The organism is Pseudomonas antarctica (genome assembly GCF_001647715.1).
In the GTDB taxonomy this organism is placed as follows: Bacteria; Pseudomonadota; Gammaproteobacteria; order Pseudomonadales; family Pseudomonadaceae; genus Aquipseudomonas; species Aquipseudomonas antarctica_A.
Genome location: NZ_CP015600.1, coordinates 5,800,173 through 5,817,094, shown reverse-complemented (window position 1 = coordinate 5,817,094; position 16,922 = coordinate 5,800,173). Strand labels below are relative to the sequence as shown.

General features: G+C 60.1%; 17 protein-coding genes. 12 read left to right on the top strand and 5 right to left on the bottom strand.

Features of this window, described 5'->3' with window-relative positions; translation table 11 throughout:
- Nucleotides 1-28 precede the first annotated feature (28 nt).
- The 7 genes from A7J50_RS26490 to trpE all read left to right on the top strand — a co-directional run bounded on the left by A7J50_RS26490 (nucleotide 29) and on the right by trpE (nucleotide 7,792).
- Nucleotides 29-1,069 carry an ABC transporter substrate-binding protein gene (locus A7J50_RS26490; RefSeq protein WP_064454379.1) on the top strand — a complete coding sequence of 347 codons (1,041 nt, stop codon included), beginning with the start codon at nucleotides 29-31 and terminating at the stop codon, nucleotides 1,067-1,069.
- Nucleotides 1,070-1,235: 166 nt separating this feature from the next.
- A complete protein-coding gene (locus tag A7J50_RS26485; protein WP_064454378.1) occupies nucleotides 1,236-2,468 on the top strand; it encodes an ABC transporter permease in 1,233 nt (410 codons plus the stop codon).
- Between the two features lie 12 nt (nucleotides 2,469-2,480).
- A complete protein-coding gene (locus tag A7J50_RS26480; protein WP_028618151.1) occupies nucleotides 2,481-3,305 on the top strand; it encodes an ABC transporter permease in 825 nt (274 codons plus the stop codon).
- A gap of 215 nt (nucleotides 3,306-3,520) precedes the next feature.
- A complete protein-coding gene (locus A7J50_RS26475) occupies nucleotides 3,521-4,669 on the top strand; it encodes an iron-containing alcohol dehydrogenase (RefSeq protein ID WP_064454377.1) in 1,149 nt (382 codons plus the stop codon).
- An 83-nt stretch (nucleotides 4,670-4,752) separates the two neighbouring features.
- The gene (gene rpe, locus A7J50_RS26470; RefSeq protein ID WP_064454376.1) at nucleotides 4,753-5,427 is read left to right on the top strand and encodes a ribulose-phosphate 3-epimerase; all 675 of its coding nucleotides are present in this window, start codon (nucleotides 4,753-4,755) and stop codon (nucleotides 5,425-5,427) included.
- A complete protein-coding gene (locus A7J50_RS26465) occupies nucleotides 5,424-6,242 on the top strand; it encodes a phosphoglycolate phosphatase (RefSeq protein ID WP_053258304.1) in 819 nt (272 codons plus the stop codon). The genes rpe and A7J50_RS26465 overlap by 4 nt, the downstream gene beginning before the upstream one ends.
- 68 nt (nucleotides 6,243-6,310) lie before the next feature.
- Nucleotides 6,311-7,792 (top strand): anthranilate synthase component I, encoded by a 1,482-nt coding sequence (gene trpE, locus A7J50_RS26460; RefSeq protein WP_064454375.1) that lies wholly within the window; start codon nucleotides 6,311-6,313, stop codon nucleotides 7,790-7,792.
- Between the two features lie 132 nt (nucleotides 7,793-7,924).
- Here the strand turns inward: trpE and estP are convergent, their stop codons facing one another.
- Nucleotides 7,925-9,847, bottom strand: a complete 1,923-nt coding sequence (gene estP / locus A7J50_RS26455; RefSeq protein WP_064454374.1) for an esterase EstP — start codon at nucleotides 9,845-9,847, stop codon at nucleotides 7,925-7,927.
- Between the two features lie 423 nt (nucleotides 9,848-10,270).
- On the opposite strand from estP, the gene A7J50_RS26450 reads away from it, so the two are divergent.
- The 4 genes from A7J50_RS26450 (at nucleotide 10,271) to A7J50_RS26435 (ending at nucleotide 13,595) form a co-directional block, all read left to right on the top strand.
- Nucleotides 10,271-10,864, top strand: a complete 594-nt coding sequence (locus A7J50_RS26450; RefSeq protein WP_053258301.1) for an aminodeoxychorismate/anthranilate synthase component II — start codon at nucleotides 10,271-10,273, stop codon at nucleotides 10,862-10,864.
- Nucleotides 10,865-10,873: 9 nt separating this feature from the next.
- Complete coding sequence (gene trpD / locus A7J50_RS26445; protein WP_064454373.1) at nucleotides 10,874-11,923, top strand: anthranilate phosphoribosyltransferase; 1,050 nt, start codon at nucleotides 10,874-10,876, stop codon at nucleotides 11,921-11,923.
- On the top strand, nucleotides 11,920-12,756 hold the full coding sequence (gene trpC / locus A7J50_RS26440; RefSeq protein WP_064454372.1) for an indole-3-glycerol phosphate synthase TrpC: 837 nt from the start codon (nucleotides 11,920-11,922) through the stop codon (nucleotides 12,754-12,756). Before trpD ends, trpC begins: the two co-directional genes overlap by 4 nt.
- A 143-nt stretch (nucleotides 12,757-12,899) precedes the next feature.
- A complete protein-coding gene (locus tag A7J50_RS26435) occupies nucleotides 12,900-13,595 on the top strand; it encodes a lipoate--protein ligase family protein (protein ID WP_064454371.1) in 696 nt (231 codons plus the stop codon).
- Here the strand turns inward: A7J50_RS26435 and crp are convergent.
- Nucleotides 13,592-14,236 carry a cAMP-activated global transcriptional regulator CRP gene (crp, locus tag A7J50_RS26430; RefSeq protein ID WP_064454370.1) on the bottom strand — a complete coding sequence of 215 codons (645 nt, stop codon included), beginning with the start codon at nucleotides 14,234-14,236 and terminating at the stop codon, nucleotides 13,592-13,594. The genes A7J50_RS26435 and crp overlap by 4 nt on opposite strands.
- A 249-nt stretch (nucleotides 14,237-14,485) precedes the next feature.
- Here crp and A7J50_RS26425 point away from each other — a divergent pair, with 249 nt between their 5' ends.
- The gene (locus tag A7J50_RS26425; RefSeq protein ID WP_017138086.1) at nucleotides 14,486-14,908 is read left to right on the top strand and encodes an OsmC family protein; all 423 of its coding nucleotides are present in this window, start codon (nucleotides 14,486-14,488) and stop codon (nucleotides 14,906-14,908) included.
- Nucleotides 14,909-14,972: 64 nt separating this feature from the next.
- Here the strand turns inward: A7J50_RS26425 and coq7 are convergent, their stop codons facing one another.
- The 3 genes from coq7 to A7J50_RS26410 form a co-directional block, all read right to left on the bottom strand.
- Nucleotides 14,973-15,620, bottom strand: coding sequence for a 2-polyprenyl-3-methyl-6-methoxy-1,4-benzoquinone monooxygenase (gene coq7 / locus A7J50_RS26420; RefSeq protein WP_053258296.1), 648 nt, complete (start codon nucleotides 15,618-15,620; stop codon nucleotides 14,973-14,975).
- A gap of 117 nt (nucleotides 15,621-15,737) precedes the next feature.
- Nucleotides 15,738-16,076, bottom strand: a complete 339-nt coding sequence (locus A7J50_RS26415; protein ID WP_003210943.1) for a histidine triad nucleotide-binding protein — start codon at nucleotides 16,074-16,076, stop codon at nucleotides 15,738-15,740.
- A gap of 45 nt (nucleotides 16,077-16,121) precedes the next feature.
- Nucleotides 16,122-16,910: an SDR family NAD(P)-dependent oxidoreductase gene (locus A7J50_RS26410; protein WP_064454369.1), complete on the bottom strand. Its 789-nt coding sequence runs from the start codon at nucleotides 16,908-16,910 to the stop codon at nucleotides 16,122-16,124.
- Nucleotides 16,911-16,922 lie beyond the last annotated feature (12 nt).

The following is a 16,922-nucleotide window of genomic DNA, read 5'->3' as shown; positions in this document are numbered from 1 at the left end:
ACCAACCCTGCACGTGGAGAGAACAACAATGTTGAGATCCCTTAAATATTCCGCCCTGGCTTTAGGCCTGATGGGCGCGACACAGGCCATGGCAGGCCCGGACCTGACGGTCGTGTCCTTTGGTGGCGCGAACAAGGCGGCCCAGGTCAAGGCCTTCTATGCACCGTGGGAAAGTGCGGGCAACGGCAAGATCGTCGCCGGCGAGTACAACGGTGAAATGGCCAAGGTCAAAGCCATGGTCGACACCAAGAGCGTGTCCTGGGACCTGGTGGAAGTGGAGTCGCCGGAGCTGTCCCGTGGCTGTGACGAAGACATGTTCGAGCCGCTCGACCCCAAACTGTTCGGTAACCCTGGCGACTACGTCAAAGGCGCGATCCAGCCCTGCGGCGTGGGTTTCTTCGTGTGGTCTACCGTGCTGGCCTACAACGCCGACAAGCTGACCAGCGCACCGACCAGTTGGGCGGATTTCTGGGACACCAAGAAATTCCCCGGAAAGCGCGGCCTGCGTAAGGGCGCCAAGTACACCCTGGAATTCGCTTTGATGGCCGACGGTGTGGCACCGAAGGACGTGTACAAAGTGCTGGCCGGCAAAGATGGCCAGGACCGTGCATTCAAGAAGCTGGATGAACTCAAACCGTCGATCCAATGGTGGGAAGCTGGCGCCCAACCACCGCAGTACCTCGCTTCTGGCGACGTGGTCATGAGCTCTGCCTACAACGGTCGCATCGCCGCCGTGCAAAAAGAAAGCAACCTGAAAGTAGTCTGGAACGGCGGCATCTACGACTTCGACGCGTGGGCCATCCCTAAAGGCTTGGCCAAGGACCGCGCGGAAGCGGCGAAGAAGTTCATCGCCTTCTCGGTACAGCCGCAACAGCAAAAGACCTATTCGGAAAACATCGCCTACGGCCCGGCCAACACCCAGGCTGTGCCGTTGCTGGCCAAGGATGTGTTGAAGGATATGCCGACCACGCCGGAGAACATTGCCAACCAGGTGCAGATCGACGTGAGCTTCTGGGCGGATAACGGCGAGCAGTTGGAGCAGCGCTTCAATTCGTGGGCTGCCAAGTAACACCGCATATTCCTCTGTGAAAGCAGGCTGGTGTGGGAGCTGGCTTGCCTGCGATGGGATCGACTCGGTCTTTCAGTGACACCGAGGCGATGCCATCGCAGGCAAGCCAGCTCCCACAAAAAAGCACCGCTCACAGGGAACTCTTAGAAGATTTCCGGAGTTTGCCATGGTTATCGCCATTCCCAGCCCCACCCTCAAGCAGCGCCTGGCGCGTGCCGAGCGGCTCAACCGCTGGAAGGCCCAAGCCTTGATTGCGCCATTGGTGTTGTTTTTGCTGCTGGTGTTCTTGGTGCCGATCGTTGCGCTGCTTTACAAAAGCGTCGGCAACCCGGAAGTGGTGGGTGGTTTGCCGCGTACCGTGGTGGCGGTCAAGACCTGGGATGGTCGTGGTCTGCCGGGTGAACCGGTGTATCAGGCACTCAGCGAAGACCTGGGCGAAGCGCGTAAAAAACAGACACTGGGCGACCTGTCCAAACGCTTGAACATGGAACTGGCCGGCTACCGTAGCCTGCTGACCAAAACCGCGCGGGCGCTGCCGTTTACCGAAGCGCCTGCCTCTTATAAACAGGCGCTGGAAACCCTCGACGAGCGCTGGGGCGACCCGGCGTACTGGCAGGCTATCCGGCGCAATACCAGCAGCCTTACGCCTTACTACCTGTTGGCGGCCGTCGATCACCGCATTGATGACCTCGGCGAAGTCGCCCCGGCAACGCCGGACCAGGCGATCTACCTGGACATCTTCGCCCGCACGTTCTGGATGGGCCTGGTGATTACCTTCATCTGTCTGCTGCTGGCGTACCCGTTGGCCTACTTGCTGGCCAACCTGCCGGCACGCAAAAGTAACTTGCTGATGATCCTGGTGTTGCTGCCGTTCTGGACCTCGATCCTGGTGCGCGTGGCAGCGTGGATTGTGTTGCTGCAATCCGGTGGGCTGATCAACAGCGCGCTGATCAGTGTGGGCCTGATCGATAAACCGTTGGAATTGGTGTTCAACCGCACCGGCGTGTACATCTCCATGGTGCATATCCTGCTGCCGTTCATGATCCTGCCGATTTACAGCGTGATGAAAGGCATCTCGCCCACGTATATGCGGGCGGCGATCTCCCTGGGGTGCCACCCGTTCGCCAGCTTCTGGCGCGTGTACTTCCCGCAGACCTATGCCGGTGTCGGCGCCGGTTGCCTGCTGGTGTTCATCCTGGCGATTGGTTACTACATTACGCCGGCACTGCTGGGCAGCCCGAACGACCAGATGGTCAGCTACTTTGTAGCCTTCTACACCAACACCAGCATCAACTGGGGCATGGCCACGGCATTGGGCGGCTTACTGCTGCTGGCGACCGTGCTGCTGTACCTGATCTACAACCGGCTGGTGGGCGCCAGTCGCCTGCGCCTGAGCTGAGGAGACCTTGCGATGCTGAGCCCTTATATGTCACCGGTGGAACGGGTGTGGTTCTACAGCTTGCGGATCTTGTGCGGCTTGATCCTGCTGTTCCTGATATTGCCGGTGCTGGTGATTATCCCGCTGTCGTTCAACAGCGGCAGTTTCCTGGTGTACCCGCTGCAAGGTTTCTCGCTGCATTGGTACCAGGACTTCTTCGCCTCGGCCGAATGGATGCGCGCACTGAAGAACAGCATCATCGTTGCCCCGGCGGCCACCGTGCTGGCAATGGTGTTCGGCACTCTGGCGGCGATTGGCCTGACCCGCGGCAACTTCCCCGGCAAGGCGCTGGTGATGGCGCTGGTCATTTCGCCGATGGTGGTGCCGGTGGTGATTATCGGCGTGGCCAGTTACCTGTTCTTTGCGCCATTGGGGCTGGGCAACAGTTTCTTCTCGCTGATTGTGGTGCATGCGGTGTTGGGCGTGCCGTTTGTGATTATCACGGTGTCGGCGACCTTGCAGGGCTTCAACCATAACCTGGTGCGGGCGGCCGCCAGCCTGGGCGCTTCGCCGTTGACTGCGTTTCGTCGGGTGACCTTGCCGTTGATTGCGCCCGGGGTGATTTCCGGGGCGCTGTTTGCGTTCTCCACGTCATTCGATGAAGTGGTCGTGACGCTGTTCCTTGCCGGCCCTGAGCAAGCAACCTTGCCTCGGCAGATGTTCAGCGGCATCCGTGAAAACCTCAGCCCGACGATTGCCGCAGCGGCGACCTTGCTGATTGCCTTCTCGGTGCTGCTGTTGCTGACACTGGAATGGCTACGAGGCCGCAGCGAAAAACTGCGCACTGCGCAGGTCTGAGGCCAAACCGAGCTCAAAATGTGGGAGCGGGCTTGCTCGCGAATACGCAGTGTCAGTCAATGCATCTTTAACTGACACACCGCATTCGCGAGCAAGCCCGCTCCCACATTGGTTTGTGTTTATTCAGATAATGACCATTCAGCCGCTGAATGGCAGACAACCCATTTGCCTCAGCTACTCTTGTGCAAGCCCAACATTAACGAGAGGCCGCGCACATGAGCACTTCCTCATTCAAGATCGCCCACAAACTGTTGACCGGCGCTGGCGCCATCGAACAACTGGCCGCCGAACTCACACGCCTGGATGTGGATAACCCGCTGATCGTCACCGACGCCGCGCTGGTCAAGTCCGGCACCGTGGCGCTGGCGTTGGAACACTTGGGCGAGCGGCCCTATGAAATCTTCGACCGTGTGCTGCCCGACCCGGAAATCGCCATCGTCGAAGACTGCATGCGCGCATACCGCGAAGGCGGGCATGACGGCCTGATCGGTGTGGGCGGCGGCAGTGCCATCGACATTGCCAAAAGCGTTGCGGCCTATGCCGGTTACCACGGCGCCCTGGCGGACTTGTTCGGCGTTGACCAGGTGCCGCGCAAGGGCCCGCCGCTGATCGCCATCCCGACCACGGCCGGTACCGGCTCGGAGGTGACCAATGTGGCGATCCTCTCGGACAAAGTGGCACAGCTGAAAAAAGGCATCGTCAGCGATTACCTGCTGCCGGACGTCGCGCTGATCAGCCCGCAAATGACGCTCACGTGCCCGCGCAGTGTCACCGCCGCCAGTGGCGTGGATGCTTTGGTGCACGCCATCGAATCCTACCTGTCACTGAATGCCTCGCCGATCACCGATGCCCTGGCCATTGGCGCGATCAAACTGATTGCCAATGCGCTCCCCAAGGCCTACGCCAACCCGGCCAACCTGCAAGCACGCGATGACATGGCCACTGCCAGCCTGATGGCCGGTATGGCGTTCGGCAATGCCGGGGTGGGCGCGGTGCATGCGTTGGCCTACCCGCTGGGCGGGCGATTCAATATTGCCCACGGTGTGAGCAACGCGCTGTTGCTGCCCTACGTGATGCACTGGAACAAGCTGGCGTGTGTCGAGCGCATGCAGGACATTGCCCAGGCGATGGGGGTCAATGTCACCGGGCTCAGCATCAACGACGCAGCCGACCAGGCGGTTGAGGCGATGACGCGACTGTGTGCCGCAGTGGAGATCCCTTCGGGCCTGCGCAGCTTTGGGATACCCGAGGATGCAATCCCGGCCATGGCCACGGAAGCGGCGGGTATCGAACGCCTGATGCGCAACAACCCACGCAAGCTCAGCGCAGCGGATATCGAGAAAATCTACCGGGCAGCTTACTAACCGTTGAGTGAGGTCACGGTGCGCATGGCAAAGCATGAGGTATACAATGCGCGCCATTGTGATTTAGCTCAAAAAGGTGCGTCATGCAGCCCTTCGTCATTGCTCCATCGATTCTCTCCGCCGATTTCGCCCGCCTGGGTGAGGAAGTGGACAAGGTATTGGCCGCCGGTGCCGATTTCGTGCACTTCGATGTCATGGACAACCACTACGTGCCCAACCTGACCATCGGCCCGATGGTGTGCGCCGCACTGCGCAAGTACGGCATCACCGCGCCGATTGATGCGCACCTGATGGTCAGCCCGGTGGATCGCATCATCGGCGACTTCGTTGACGCTGGCGCGACCTACATCACTTTCCACCCGGAAGCGTCGCTGCACGTCGACCGCACCCTGCAACTGATCCGCGAAGGCGGTTGCAAGGCGGGCCTGGTGTTCAACCCGGCGACCCCGTTGAGCGTGCTTGAGTACGTGATGGACAAGGTCGACATGATCCTGCTGATGAGCGTCAACCCAGGCTTCGGTGGCCAGAAGTTCATCCCCGGCACCTTGAACAAGCTGCGCGAAGCCCGCGCGCTGATCGATGCGTCTGGGCGTGATATCCGCCTGGAAATCGACGGTGGGGTTAACGTCAACAATATCCGTGAGATCGCCGCCGCCGGGGCCGATACCTTTGTGGCCGGCTCGGCGATCTTCAACGCCCCGGACTACCAGGAAGTCATCGACAAGATGCGTGCCGAACTCGCGCAGGCGCGTCCATGAGCGGTTTTGAGCGGCTGTTCCCCGGCAAACTGCCACGGCTGGTGATGTTCGATCTGGACGGTACGTTGATCGACTCGGTGCCTGACCTGGCGGCGGCGGTGGACGAGATGCTGCTCAAGCTGGGGCGCAAGCCGGCGGGTATCGAGTCGGTACGCGAGTGGGTCGGCAATGGCGCGCAGATGCTGGTGCGCCGGGCCCTGGCCAATCATATCGAGGCTGAAGGTGTCGATGATGTCGAAGCCGAACACGCCCTGGAATTGTTCAATGCAGCCTACGAAAGCAGCCACGAACTGACCGTGGTTTACCCTGGCGTGCGCGACACGCTCAAATGGCTGCACAAGCAGGGCGTGGAAATGGCCCTGATCACCAACAAGCCGGAGCGCTTTGTCGCGCCGCTGTTGGACCAGATGAAAATCGGCCGTTACTTCCGCTGGATCATCGGTGGCGATACCTTGCCGCAGAAGAAACCCGACCCGGCAGCGCTGTTTTTCGTGATGAAAATGGCCAACATCCCGGCATCCCAATCGTTGTTTGTTGGCGATTCGCGCAGTGACGTGCTGGCCGCAAAAGCCGCCGGTGTGCAGTGCGTGGCCCTGAGTTACGGCTACAACCATGGTCGTCCGATTGCCGAAGAATCGCCGGCACTGGTGATTGATGACCTGCGACTGCTAATCCCCGGTTGCTTGGGAGCGGGCGCTGAGATAACGTTGCCCGACACCGAACCGTCCCCTTCTGGAAATCCCATCGTGGTGGTCACTCGCAAACTCTGGATGAAAGTCATCAAGGCCCTGGCCCGCTGGCGTTGGCGCGCCTGACTGATCCTGGCCGCGCTGCGGCATGTTTGCACACCTGACCGTTTGACCCTCAAGCCACGAGGCACCTCATGAACCGCGAAGAATTCCTGCGTTTGGCCGCTGCCGGCTATAACCGTATACCCTTGGCCTGCGAAACCCTGGCCGACTTCGATACGCCGCTGTCGATCTACCTGAAACTGGCCGACGAGCCCAATTCCTACCTGCTGGAATCGGTGCAGGGCGGCGAGAAATGGGGCCGTTACTCGATCATCGGCCTGCCATGCCGCACCGTGCTGCGCGTGCATGATCACCATGTGAGCATCACGCAGGACGGCGTCGAGATCGAAAGCCACGACGTTGAAGACCCGCTGGCCTTCGTCGAAGCGTTCAAGGCGCGCTACAACGTGCCGACCATTGCCGGCCTGCCGCGCTTTAACGGCGGCCTGGTGGGGTATTTCGGCTACGACTGCGTGCGTTATGTGGAAAAACGCCTGGGCAAATGCCCGAATCCAGACCCGCTGGGCGTGCCGGACATTCTGCTGATGGTCTCCGACGCGGTGGTGGTGTTCGACAACCTCGCCGGCAAGATGCACGCGATTGTCCTCGCCGACCCTTCCCAGGCCGATGCCTTCGAGCAAGGCCAGGCCAGCCTGGAAGCCCTGCTGGAAAAACTGCGCCAGCCGATCACCCCGCGTCGTGGCCTGGACCTCAGCCGTCCGCCTGCCGCCGATCCGATCTTTCGTTCAAGCTTTACCCAGAATGACTACGAACGCGCGGTCAACACGATCAAGGAATACATCCTGGCCGGTGACTGCATGCAGGTGGTGCCGTCGCAGCGCATGTCCATCGACTTCAAGGCTGCGCCGATTGACCTGTATCGCGCGCTGCGTTGCTTCAACCCGACGCCGTACATGTATTTCTTCAACTTCGGCGACTTCCACGTGGTGGGCAGTTCGCCGGAAGTGCTGGTGCGCGTGGAAGACAACCTGATCACCGTGCGCCCGATCGCCGGCACTCGCCCGCGTGGCGCGACCGAAGAGGCTGATCTGGCGCTGGAAGAAGACTTGCTCAGTGACGACAAGGAAATTGCCGAGCACTTGATGCTGATCGACCTGGGCCGTAACGATACTGGGCGCGTCTCGGAAATCGGTTCGGTGAAGTTGACCGAGAAGATGGTGATCGAGCGTTATTCCAACGTGATGCACATTGTGTCCAACGTCACCGGCGAGCTGAAAGCCGGGTTGACCGCGATGGACGCGTTGCGCGCGATTCTGCCGGCGGGCACGTTGTCGGGTGCGCCAAAGATTCGCGCGATGGAAATCATCGACGAACTGGAGCCGGTCAAGCGTGGTGTCTACGGCGGCGCCGTGGGGTATTTCGCCTGGAACGGCAACATGGACACCGCGATTGCGATCCGCACCGCCGTGATCAAGGACGGCGAGCTGCATGTGCAGGCGGGTGGCGGGATTGTTGCTGACTCGGTGCCGGCGCTCGAATGGGAGGAGACGCTGAACAAACGCCGCGCGATGTTCCGGGCTGTGGCGTTGGCCGAGCAGACTCCTCAGGGTTAACGGCTGGCGCTGGAACATGTGGGAGCTGGCTTGCCTGCGATAGCATCACCTCGGTGTACCTGATTCACCGAGGTGTCTGCATCGCAGGCAAGCCAGCTCCCACCATTGTTTTGTAGCGTGTTTCAGACCCGTTTAGAAATCCAGACTCACCCCGACACTCACCCCTTGCTGGGTCAGGCTGTCATCCTTCCTCACGTTATACACCGCCCTCAACGCCAGCTCCTGAGTCAGCTTGTGGCTGATGCCGAGGTTCAAGCGATCCGAATTGCTGCGAGGTGTGTAGCCGTCCAGCTTGAAGTCGATTCCCTGCACGCTGTTGAGTGAGATGTTGACCTTCTGAGCATCGTTTTCGAACTCGTGCTCGTGGGCCACTTCGCCAAATACTTGGGTTTGCGCGGTGACGCGGTAGCTGCCCTGCAGGCCGACGCCGAGACGCTTGGAGTCGCGTTGCTGATCATCAAACGTCAGTGCCGTGGAGCGGCTGTCCTTTTCCGAATAACCGTTCACTTCGACCCGCGCATAGTCGGCGCTGATAAACGGTGACAGGTGCCAATCGCTGCCGACGCCGGCAATGTCATAGCCCACTCGTCCGCTCAAGGCCCAGAGCCAGCCATCGGTGTCGCCTTTTTCGGAGCCTTCGCTGACGCCCAGGGCGAACTTGCGCTTGAGGCTGTCGAAGTCCAGCTTGCCGCCGGTCAGCGCGGCATCGGCCCACCAGTGATTTTGCTGATATTGAGCGAAGGCGGTGCCCATGTAGCTGTTGAGCGTGTAGTCCGAGTCGCGGGCGCCGACTTCGAGTGTCTGGCGATACAGCCCGGCGGCCACACCGACGCGCCAACTGTCGTCGAGCCGATAGCTGCCGCCGATATTCACGTTGTAGCCACTGCCGTCGCCACTGGCCGAGCTGCGTTGATCATCGAAGTCCAAGTGCTGGCCACCACCGGCCACGATCGCGCGCCATTGGCCGACGGCTTGCCAGTTGCCGTTGTCGGCTTGCCACTGGTTGCGCAGTTCATCCTGGTGGGCGCGCAAGGTGCCTTGGGCCATCTCCGGCAGCAAGGTGATTTCCCAGGGGGCTGCGAGCAGGGAATAGGCGTAGTCGGCGATCAGTTGTTGGCCGGCGATGGTGGGGTGGACCGAGTCGTTGTAGATCAGCTTGGTCGGGTCCGGCTGGGTGCCGCCGATGCCGTAGGTCGGGTTGGCGGTGCAGCTGTTGCCGCTGAAGCAGGTGCCCGTGAGGTTTTGCCCGGAGGCCAAGCCGAAGCGGGCTGGGTCAGCGAAGGTTTCGTTTAACAGCAGCGGGATGTTCAACGGGATGATCTGGGCATCGATCTGCGACAGGCGTTGCACCAGTGACTGGTTGAAGATGCCGCTCAGGGCCGAGCTTGCTGCCTGCGCCGGCGTGCCGTTGATGGCGGGGGTCAAGCCCAGGTCGGGCAGCATCCATACCATGATGTAGCGAGCCCCGGCCTGTTGCAGGGCTTGGGCGCTGTCCGCCAGGCGCCCACCCGCGGCAACGGCTTGACCCGGGCTGAGCACACGCCCTTGCAGGAAGTCATTGCCGCCACCGGACAGAAAATACAGCGCGTTCGGGTCGGCCCGCCCGCCGTTTGCCGGCAGATAACCCTGGCGACTGCGCAAAACGGTGCCGCCACCGGGGTTTCCAGGCGGAATCGCCGCATTGGAGACTGAGGTGATGGAGTCCAGGATGTTGTCGGTACGGTAGCCGCCGACCGCCCAATTGTTCCCGTCAGGCAGGCCTTGTGCCGCGCGAACCGGCGAGGTGGAGGCATTCAGGTCGTTGGGCGCTACACCCAGTTTCGCACCCAGGAGGGTCGATGAGACAAGGCCATAGTCGCCCTGAAAGGTCGGCCCGGTGCGGTTGGTGAAGCGTAAAGTGGCGCCGGCCGAGCCATCGGGGAACTGGCCGGCGTCTGCCAGGCTGTCACCAAAAACGACCATGGTTGAATAGGGTGAAGGGGCTGCAAACGCCTGCGCGCAGGCCAGGGACAAGAGAGCGCCAGCGAGGGGAGCGAAAAACGGTGGTCTGAGCATGTGAAATTCCATTTAGTTGTTTTTGTATCGGACGCGAAACACTAGCAATGTAGTGAGGGTTTTCTTCGAAGAAAACAGTTTTTTCCTATAAAGAAGTCGTAGTGATTCCCCCGTATTCGCTGCTCCATATTGCACCGCTGGCGAGGCTACGTTACTGTGCCTGAACGTATGAATGAGACCCTTCCCGTGTTGATCATCAGCAAACTCTTGATGCGAGTAGTCAAGGCACACGCCCGTTGGCGTTGGCGCGCCTGACATTTTTCTCTGCCGGCCCGGCCGGACCTGTACCGATTTGCCTTCTTCACCCGTTGTTCGACGCCCCTTGCCGGCTAACCCTGGCAACCGGAACGTGCGTCTGACAGCGGGACACTCTCTTGGAAGGCGGTCATTCGAAATCAGTGAATTCAAGAGGTTTGAACCCACATGTTGCTGATGATTGATAACTACGATTCCTTTACCTACAACGTTGTGCAGTACCTGGGCGAACTCGGTGCCGAGGTCAAGGTGGTGCGTAACGATGAACTGACGGTTGCCGAAATCGCTGCCCTGAACCCGGAGCGCATCGTGGTTTCGCCTGGCCCTTGCACGCCGACCGAAGCGGGCATCTCTCTCGAGGCCATCCAGTATTTCGCCGGCAAGTTGCCGATTCTGGGCGTGTGCCTGGGCCACCAATCCATCGGCCAGGCCTTTGGCGGTGATGTGGTGCGTGCGCGCCAGGTGATGCACGGCAAGACCAGCCCGGTGTTCCATAAAGACCTCGGTGTATTCCACGGCTTGAACCTGCCGGTGACGGTAACCCGCTACCACTCGCTGGTGGTCAAGCGTGAAACCCTGCCCGAGTGCCTGGAACTGACGGCCTGGACCCAACTGGAAGACGGCTCGGTCGACGAGATCATGGGCCTGCGCCACAAGACACTGAATATCGAAGGGGTGCAGTTTCACCCCGAGTCAATCCTGACCGAGCAGGGCTACGAGCTGTTCGCCAACTTTCTCAAGCAAAGCGGCGGCACGCGCTAAGGACTTTCCATGGATATCAAGACTGCCCTGAGCCGTATCGTCGGCCACCTGGACCTGAGCACCGCTGAAATGAGCGATGTGATGCGCGAGATCATGACCGGCCAATGCACCGATGCGCAGATTGGCGCGTTCATGATGGCGATGCGCATGAAGAGCGAAAGCATCGACGAAATCGTCGGCGCCGTATCGGTCATGCGTGAGCTGGCGGACAAGGTCGAACTCAAGACCCTCGACGGTGTGGTCGATGTGGTCGGCACCGGCGGTGACGGTGCGAATATTTTCAACGTATCCACGGCGGCGTCCTTTGTGGTCGCAGCGGCTGGCTGCACCGTGGCCAAGCACGGTAACCGTGCGGTCTCCGGCAAGAGCGGCAGTGCCGACCTGTTGGAAGCCGCCGGGATCTACCTGAACCTGACGCCAGTGCAAGTGGCGCGCTGCATCGACAGCGTCGGCATTGGCTTCATGTTTGCCCAGTCCCATCACGGCGCGATGAAACACGCCGCCGGCCCGCGCAAGGACCTCGGCCTGCGCACCCTGTTCAACATGCTCGGCCCGCTTACGAATCCGGCCGGTGTGAAACATCAGGTGGTAGGCGTGTTCAGCCAGGCACTGTGTCGGCCATTGGCTGAAGTCCTGCAGCGCCTGGGCAGCAAGCATGTGCTGGTGGTGCATTCCAAAGATGGCCTGGACGAATTCAGCCTGGCCGCCCCAACCTTTGTGGCGGAGCTGAAGAATGACGAGGTCACTGAATATTGGGTCGAGCCTGAAGACCTTGGTATGAAAAGCCAGAGTTTGCATGGACTGTCCGTAGAAAGCCCGGCAGCGTCTCTTGAGCTGATTCGTGATGCCCTGGGGCGCCGCAAGACTGAGAACGGCCAGAAAGCGGCAGAAATGATTGTGCTCAATGCCGGTGCGGCGCTGTATGCCGCGGATCACGCCTACAGTCTTAAAGAGGGCGTGGCCCTCGCTCATGATGCTCTGCACACCGGGCTTGCTCGCGAGAAACTCGAAGAGCTGGGTGCCTTTACTGCGGTGTTCAAAATGGAGAATGAAGGATGAGTGTTCCGACCGTTCTGGAAAAAATTCTGGCCCGCAAGGCTGAAGAAGTCGCCGAGCGCCGCGCCCGTGTCAGCCTGGCCGAGTTGGAAGGCCTGGCGAAAAGCGCCGATGCACCGCGTGGCTTTGCCAATGCCTTGATCAAGCAGGCCAAGGAAAAGCAGCCCGCCGTCATTGCCGAGATCAAAAAAGCTTCACCCAGCAAGGGCGTGATTCGCGAGATCTTCATTCCTGAAGACATTGCCAAGAGCTACGAGAAGGGCGGTGCCACGTGTTTGTCCGTGCTGACCGATATCGACTACTTCCAGGGCTCCGATCTGTTCCTGCAGCAGGCCCGCGCCGCGTGCAAGTTGCCCGTGATCCGCAAGGACTTCATGGTCGACCCTTACCAGATCGTCGAAGCCCGCGCCTTGGGCGCCGACTGCGTATTGCTGATCGTCTCCGCATTGGATGACGTGAAAATGGCGGAGTTGGCGGCAGTCGCCAAAAGCGTCGGCCTGGACGTGCTGGTCGAAGTGCACGACGGCGACGAACTTGAGCGAGCGCTGAAAACCCTCGACACACCGCTGGTGGGGGTCAACAACCGTAACCTGCACACCTTCGAAGTCAGCCTGGAAAACACCCTCGACCTGCTGCCACGTATTCCACGCGATCGCCTGGTGATTACCGAAAGTGGCATCGTCAACCGCGCCGATGTGGAACTGATGGAAATCAGCGGTGTGTATTCGTTCCTGGTGGGCGAGACCTTCATGCGCGCCGAGAACCCGGGCGCGGAACTGCAACGCCTGTTCTTCCCTGAGCGTGGCGTGGCCGTCAGCGGTTCGACCCTGGATTGATTGAAGTGCGGTTCAAATGTGGGAGCGGGCTTGCTCGCGAAGACGGAGTGTCAGTCGATAGATGTGCTCGCTGATCCACCGCATTCGCGAGCAAGCCCGCTCCCACATTTGGTTTTGTGTCTATTCATAGAAATAGGTGTTCGATGCTCAAGCCAGTGCCGATGACAGTTGAAGCAGGCCTTGCCGCCGAGCAGGACCTGCTGGCGGCCGTTTGCGCGGGCGAGCAAGAATTCGGCCTGCTGTTCTGGCAGCCCAGTGATCAGGCCTTGGTCATGCCGCGCCGGTTGAGCCGCTTGCCGGCTTTTGATGCGGCCAGCCAAGTCTCGGCCGATGCCGGTTGGCCGGTATTGCTGCGCGAAACCGGCGGTGAACCGGTGCCGCAGTCTGCTGCGACCGTTAATATTGCGCTGGTTTACGCACCGCCGCGCAGTGAAGGCGATCAAGGGCGGATCGAAACCGGCTACCAGCGTTTGTGCCAGCCGATCTGTGACTTTCTGATTGAGTTGGGCGGTGATGCCAGTGTCGGTGAGATTGACGGCGCCTTCTGCGATGGCCGTTACAACGTCAACCTCAACGGTCGCAAGATGGTGGGCACCGCCCAGCGCTGGCGGCAAAGCGGCGGCCGCCCGGTGGGCTTGGTGCACGGTGCTTTGTTGCTGGATAACGACCGCGAGGAGTTGATTGCGGCGGTCAATCGCTTCAATGAAGCGTGTGGCCTCGACCAGCGGGTGCGTGCCGACAGCCATATAGCCTTGCACGAGGCCCTTCCCGCGCCGGATGCGATCACCCGTCTGGATGCGTTGTACCGTCAGATGCTGGCCGGGTTCCTGCCGGTTTAACGCGTACCGAACACCACCATCGTCTTGCCTTTGACGTGCACGAGGTTGCGTTCTTCCAGGTCCTTGAGCACCCGACCGACCATTTCCCGTGAGCAGCCGACAATGCGCCCGATTTCCTGGCGCGTGACTTTGATCTGCATGCCGTCAGGATGGGTCATGGCGTCCGGTTGCTTGCACAGTTCCAGCAGGCAACGGGCCACGCGTCCGGTGACATCAAAGAACGCCAGGTCACCCACTTTGCGTGTGGTGTCGCGCAGCCGCTGGGCGATCTGACCGCTCAGGGCGTACAGGATGTCGGGATCATGCTGGGCCAGTTCGCGGAACTTCGTGTAACTGATTTCAGCGACTTCGCACTCGACCTTGGCCCGCACCCAGGCGCTGCGTTCCTGCTCTTTGCCCGCCTGTTCAAACAACCCCAGTTCCCCAAAGAAATCGCCGGTATTGAGGTAGGCGATGATCATTTCGCGGCCCTCTTCATCCTCGATCAGGATGGTGACCGAGCCCTTGATAATGAAGAACAGTGTTTCCGAACGTTCGCCCGCGCAGATGATGTTGTGCTTGGCCGGATAACGCCGGCGCTGGCAATGCATCAACAGTTTGTCGAGGTTCTTGATCTTGGGTGTGGGAGTAAGAGCAACCATGGTTGTATCCCGGAAAGACTGCACGGTGTGGTTGGATTTATTTTTTTATCCAGCGGTGTCGGCATTGAGACACGCTGTACAAAGGATGGCAATGCGCCATTGAATTGGCGCCAGCTTAACAGACACATTCTGCTTCGATTAAGGAATTTACCGGGCAAAGACTGCTATTTACAGCTTTCATGCTGGGCGCTGCTGTTTCAAAGCCCTGTGCTAAGCTGGCGACCCTTTTTTAGCAGTGGAGTCTGGGCGATGAAGGCACGCATCCAATGGGCGGGCGAGGCCATGTTCCTCGGTGAGTCGGGCAGTGGCCATGTAGTGGTCATGGATGGCCCGCCGGACGCCGGTGGCCGTAACCTGGGCGTACGCCCGATGGAAATGCTCCTGCTGGGGGTAGGCGGTTGCAGCAACTTCGACGTGGTCAGCATCCTGAAGAAATCCCGTCAGGCCGTGGAAAGCTGCGAAGCCTTCCTGGAAGCCGAGCGCGCCACCGAAGATCCCAAGGTGTTCACCAAGATCCACATGCATTTCGTGGTGAAGGGTCGGGCGCTGAAGGAAGCCCAGGTCAAGCGTGCCATTGAGCTGTCAGCTGAGAAGTATTGCTCGGCGTCGATCATGCTCGGCGCGGCCGGTGTGGCTATCACTCATGATTACGAGATCATTGAGTTAGGTTGAGACACACCGCAAAAGAAAAGGGCGCTTCGATAGCGCCCTTTTTTGTGGATCAGTTTTGACGCACTTAGATGCGATAGGTGCTTTTGGTCATCACTTTGGCCAGCAGGCTCATACCAAACCGCACCGGCGCCGGGAAGCGGAAGCCGCCCGCATCCAGTGCGCTATCTGCGTGATGTTCTTCATCAATACGCATCTGCTCAAGAATGGCGCGAGACTTTTCGTCCTCAGCCGGCAGTTGCTCCAGGTGTTCATCCAGGTGTTTGCAGACCTGATGTTCCGTGGCGGCGACAAAACCGAGGCTGACCTTGTCGCTGATCAAGCCGGCGGCGGCGCCGATACCAAACGACAAACCGTAAAACAGTGGGTTGAGCACGCTGGGATGGCTACCGAGCTGGCGAATGCGTTGCTCGCACCAGGCCAGGTGGTCGATCTCTTCTTCGGCCGCATGTTCCATCGCTGCCCGTACTTGCGGCAGCTTGGCGGTCAGCGCCTGGCCTTGGTACAACGCCTGGGCACAGACTTCTCCGGTATGGTTGATGCGCATCAGGCCGGCAACGTGGCGGGTGTCGGTCTCGCTCATCTGCGCGTCGGGCTGCACGATGGCAGGCGATGGGCGGTACGGTTGGCCGCTGAACGGCAACAGCGTGCGCATGGCCGTGTCGGCTTGCAGCAACAGACGGTCAATCGGCGAGTAGTGACGTTGGGTAGTCATGCTGACCTCCGGGAAGAATCTCGGCGGTCAGTTTACCGCAAGAGAGGGTGAAGCGTTTGCGCTGAGTCAAGGGCATTGGGTCGCAGCCCGGGGCTGCGACCGTGGTTGCAGGGTTGATCAGCCCGGTGGCCAGTTCATCTGGCGCTGACCCAGCACGTGCATATGAATGTGATAAACGGTCTGCCCGCCATCCTCATTGCAGTTCATGACCACGCGAAAGCCCTTCTCGCAGCCTTGCTCCACCGCCAATCGCTGAGCGGTGAACAAAATGTGTCCAGCGAGGGCTTTGTCTTCTTCGGTCAGGTCGTTGAGGGTACGAATAGGCTTTTTCGGAATCACCAGAAAATGCACGGGCGCCATTGGGGCAATATCGTGGAAGGCGAGGACCTGGTCATCTTCATAGATGATCTTCGCGGGTATTTCCCTGTTGATGATCTTGGTGAACAGAGTATCCACAGCTGTTTCTCCATTGTGAAAGTGCAGGGGAGTGTACCCAGCCAGTCAGCGTGGGCAATAGGCCTTGTTGATCGCACCGGCGATCTTGCGTGTCAGCCAGCGAGGGCTGAAACGCGGGCTGAAGGCCAGCCAACGGTTGCGTCGCCCGGGAATGATGATGGCTTTGTTTCTTTCCAGCGCACGCACGGTGTAGAGCGCAACTTCTTCGGGGCTCATCAGTTGCTTGCTGCGGTCCAGCTTGGCGGTGTCCATTTGGGCGGTGCCGAAGAACGCAGTGCGCGTAGGGCCGGGGCACAGTACCGAGACTTTGATGCCGCAGGTCTTCAACTCTTCGCGCAAGCCTTCGGAGAAGTGCAACACATACGCCTTGCTGGCGTAGTAACTGCTCATCCACGGGCCAGGCTGAAAGGCTGCGACCGAGGCAACGTTGAGAATCTGGCCCCCACCATTGAGGGCCATGGCGTTACCAAGGGCATGGCACATGCGGGTCAGGGCCAGGATGTTGACTTCGATCAGGTCTTGTTCAGTCATCCAGTCCTGGGCCAGGAATGGCCCGCTGGTGCCCATGCCGGCGCAATTGACCAGCAGGTCTATCTGGCGCTCACCTTCTTCAAGTTCCAGCAGAAACCCGGACAAGCGCAGCGGCTCGCCCAGGTCGCAGGCACGAAACAGCACCTCGACGCCGAAGCGTTGAGTCAATTCAATTGCAATGCTTTCCAACTGATCACGCTGGCGGGCCACCAGAATCAAGCTGCGGCCGCGACGGGCCAGTGCTTCGGCCAAAGCCAGGCCGATGCCGCTGGAGGCACCGGTGATCAGAGCGTAACGGGTCATGCCTTTCTCCAT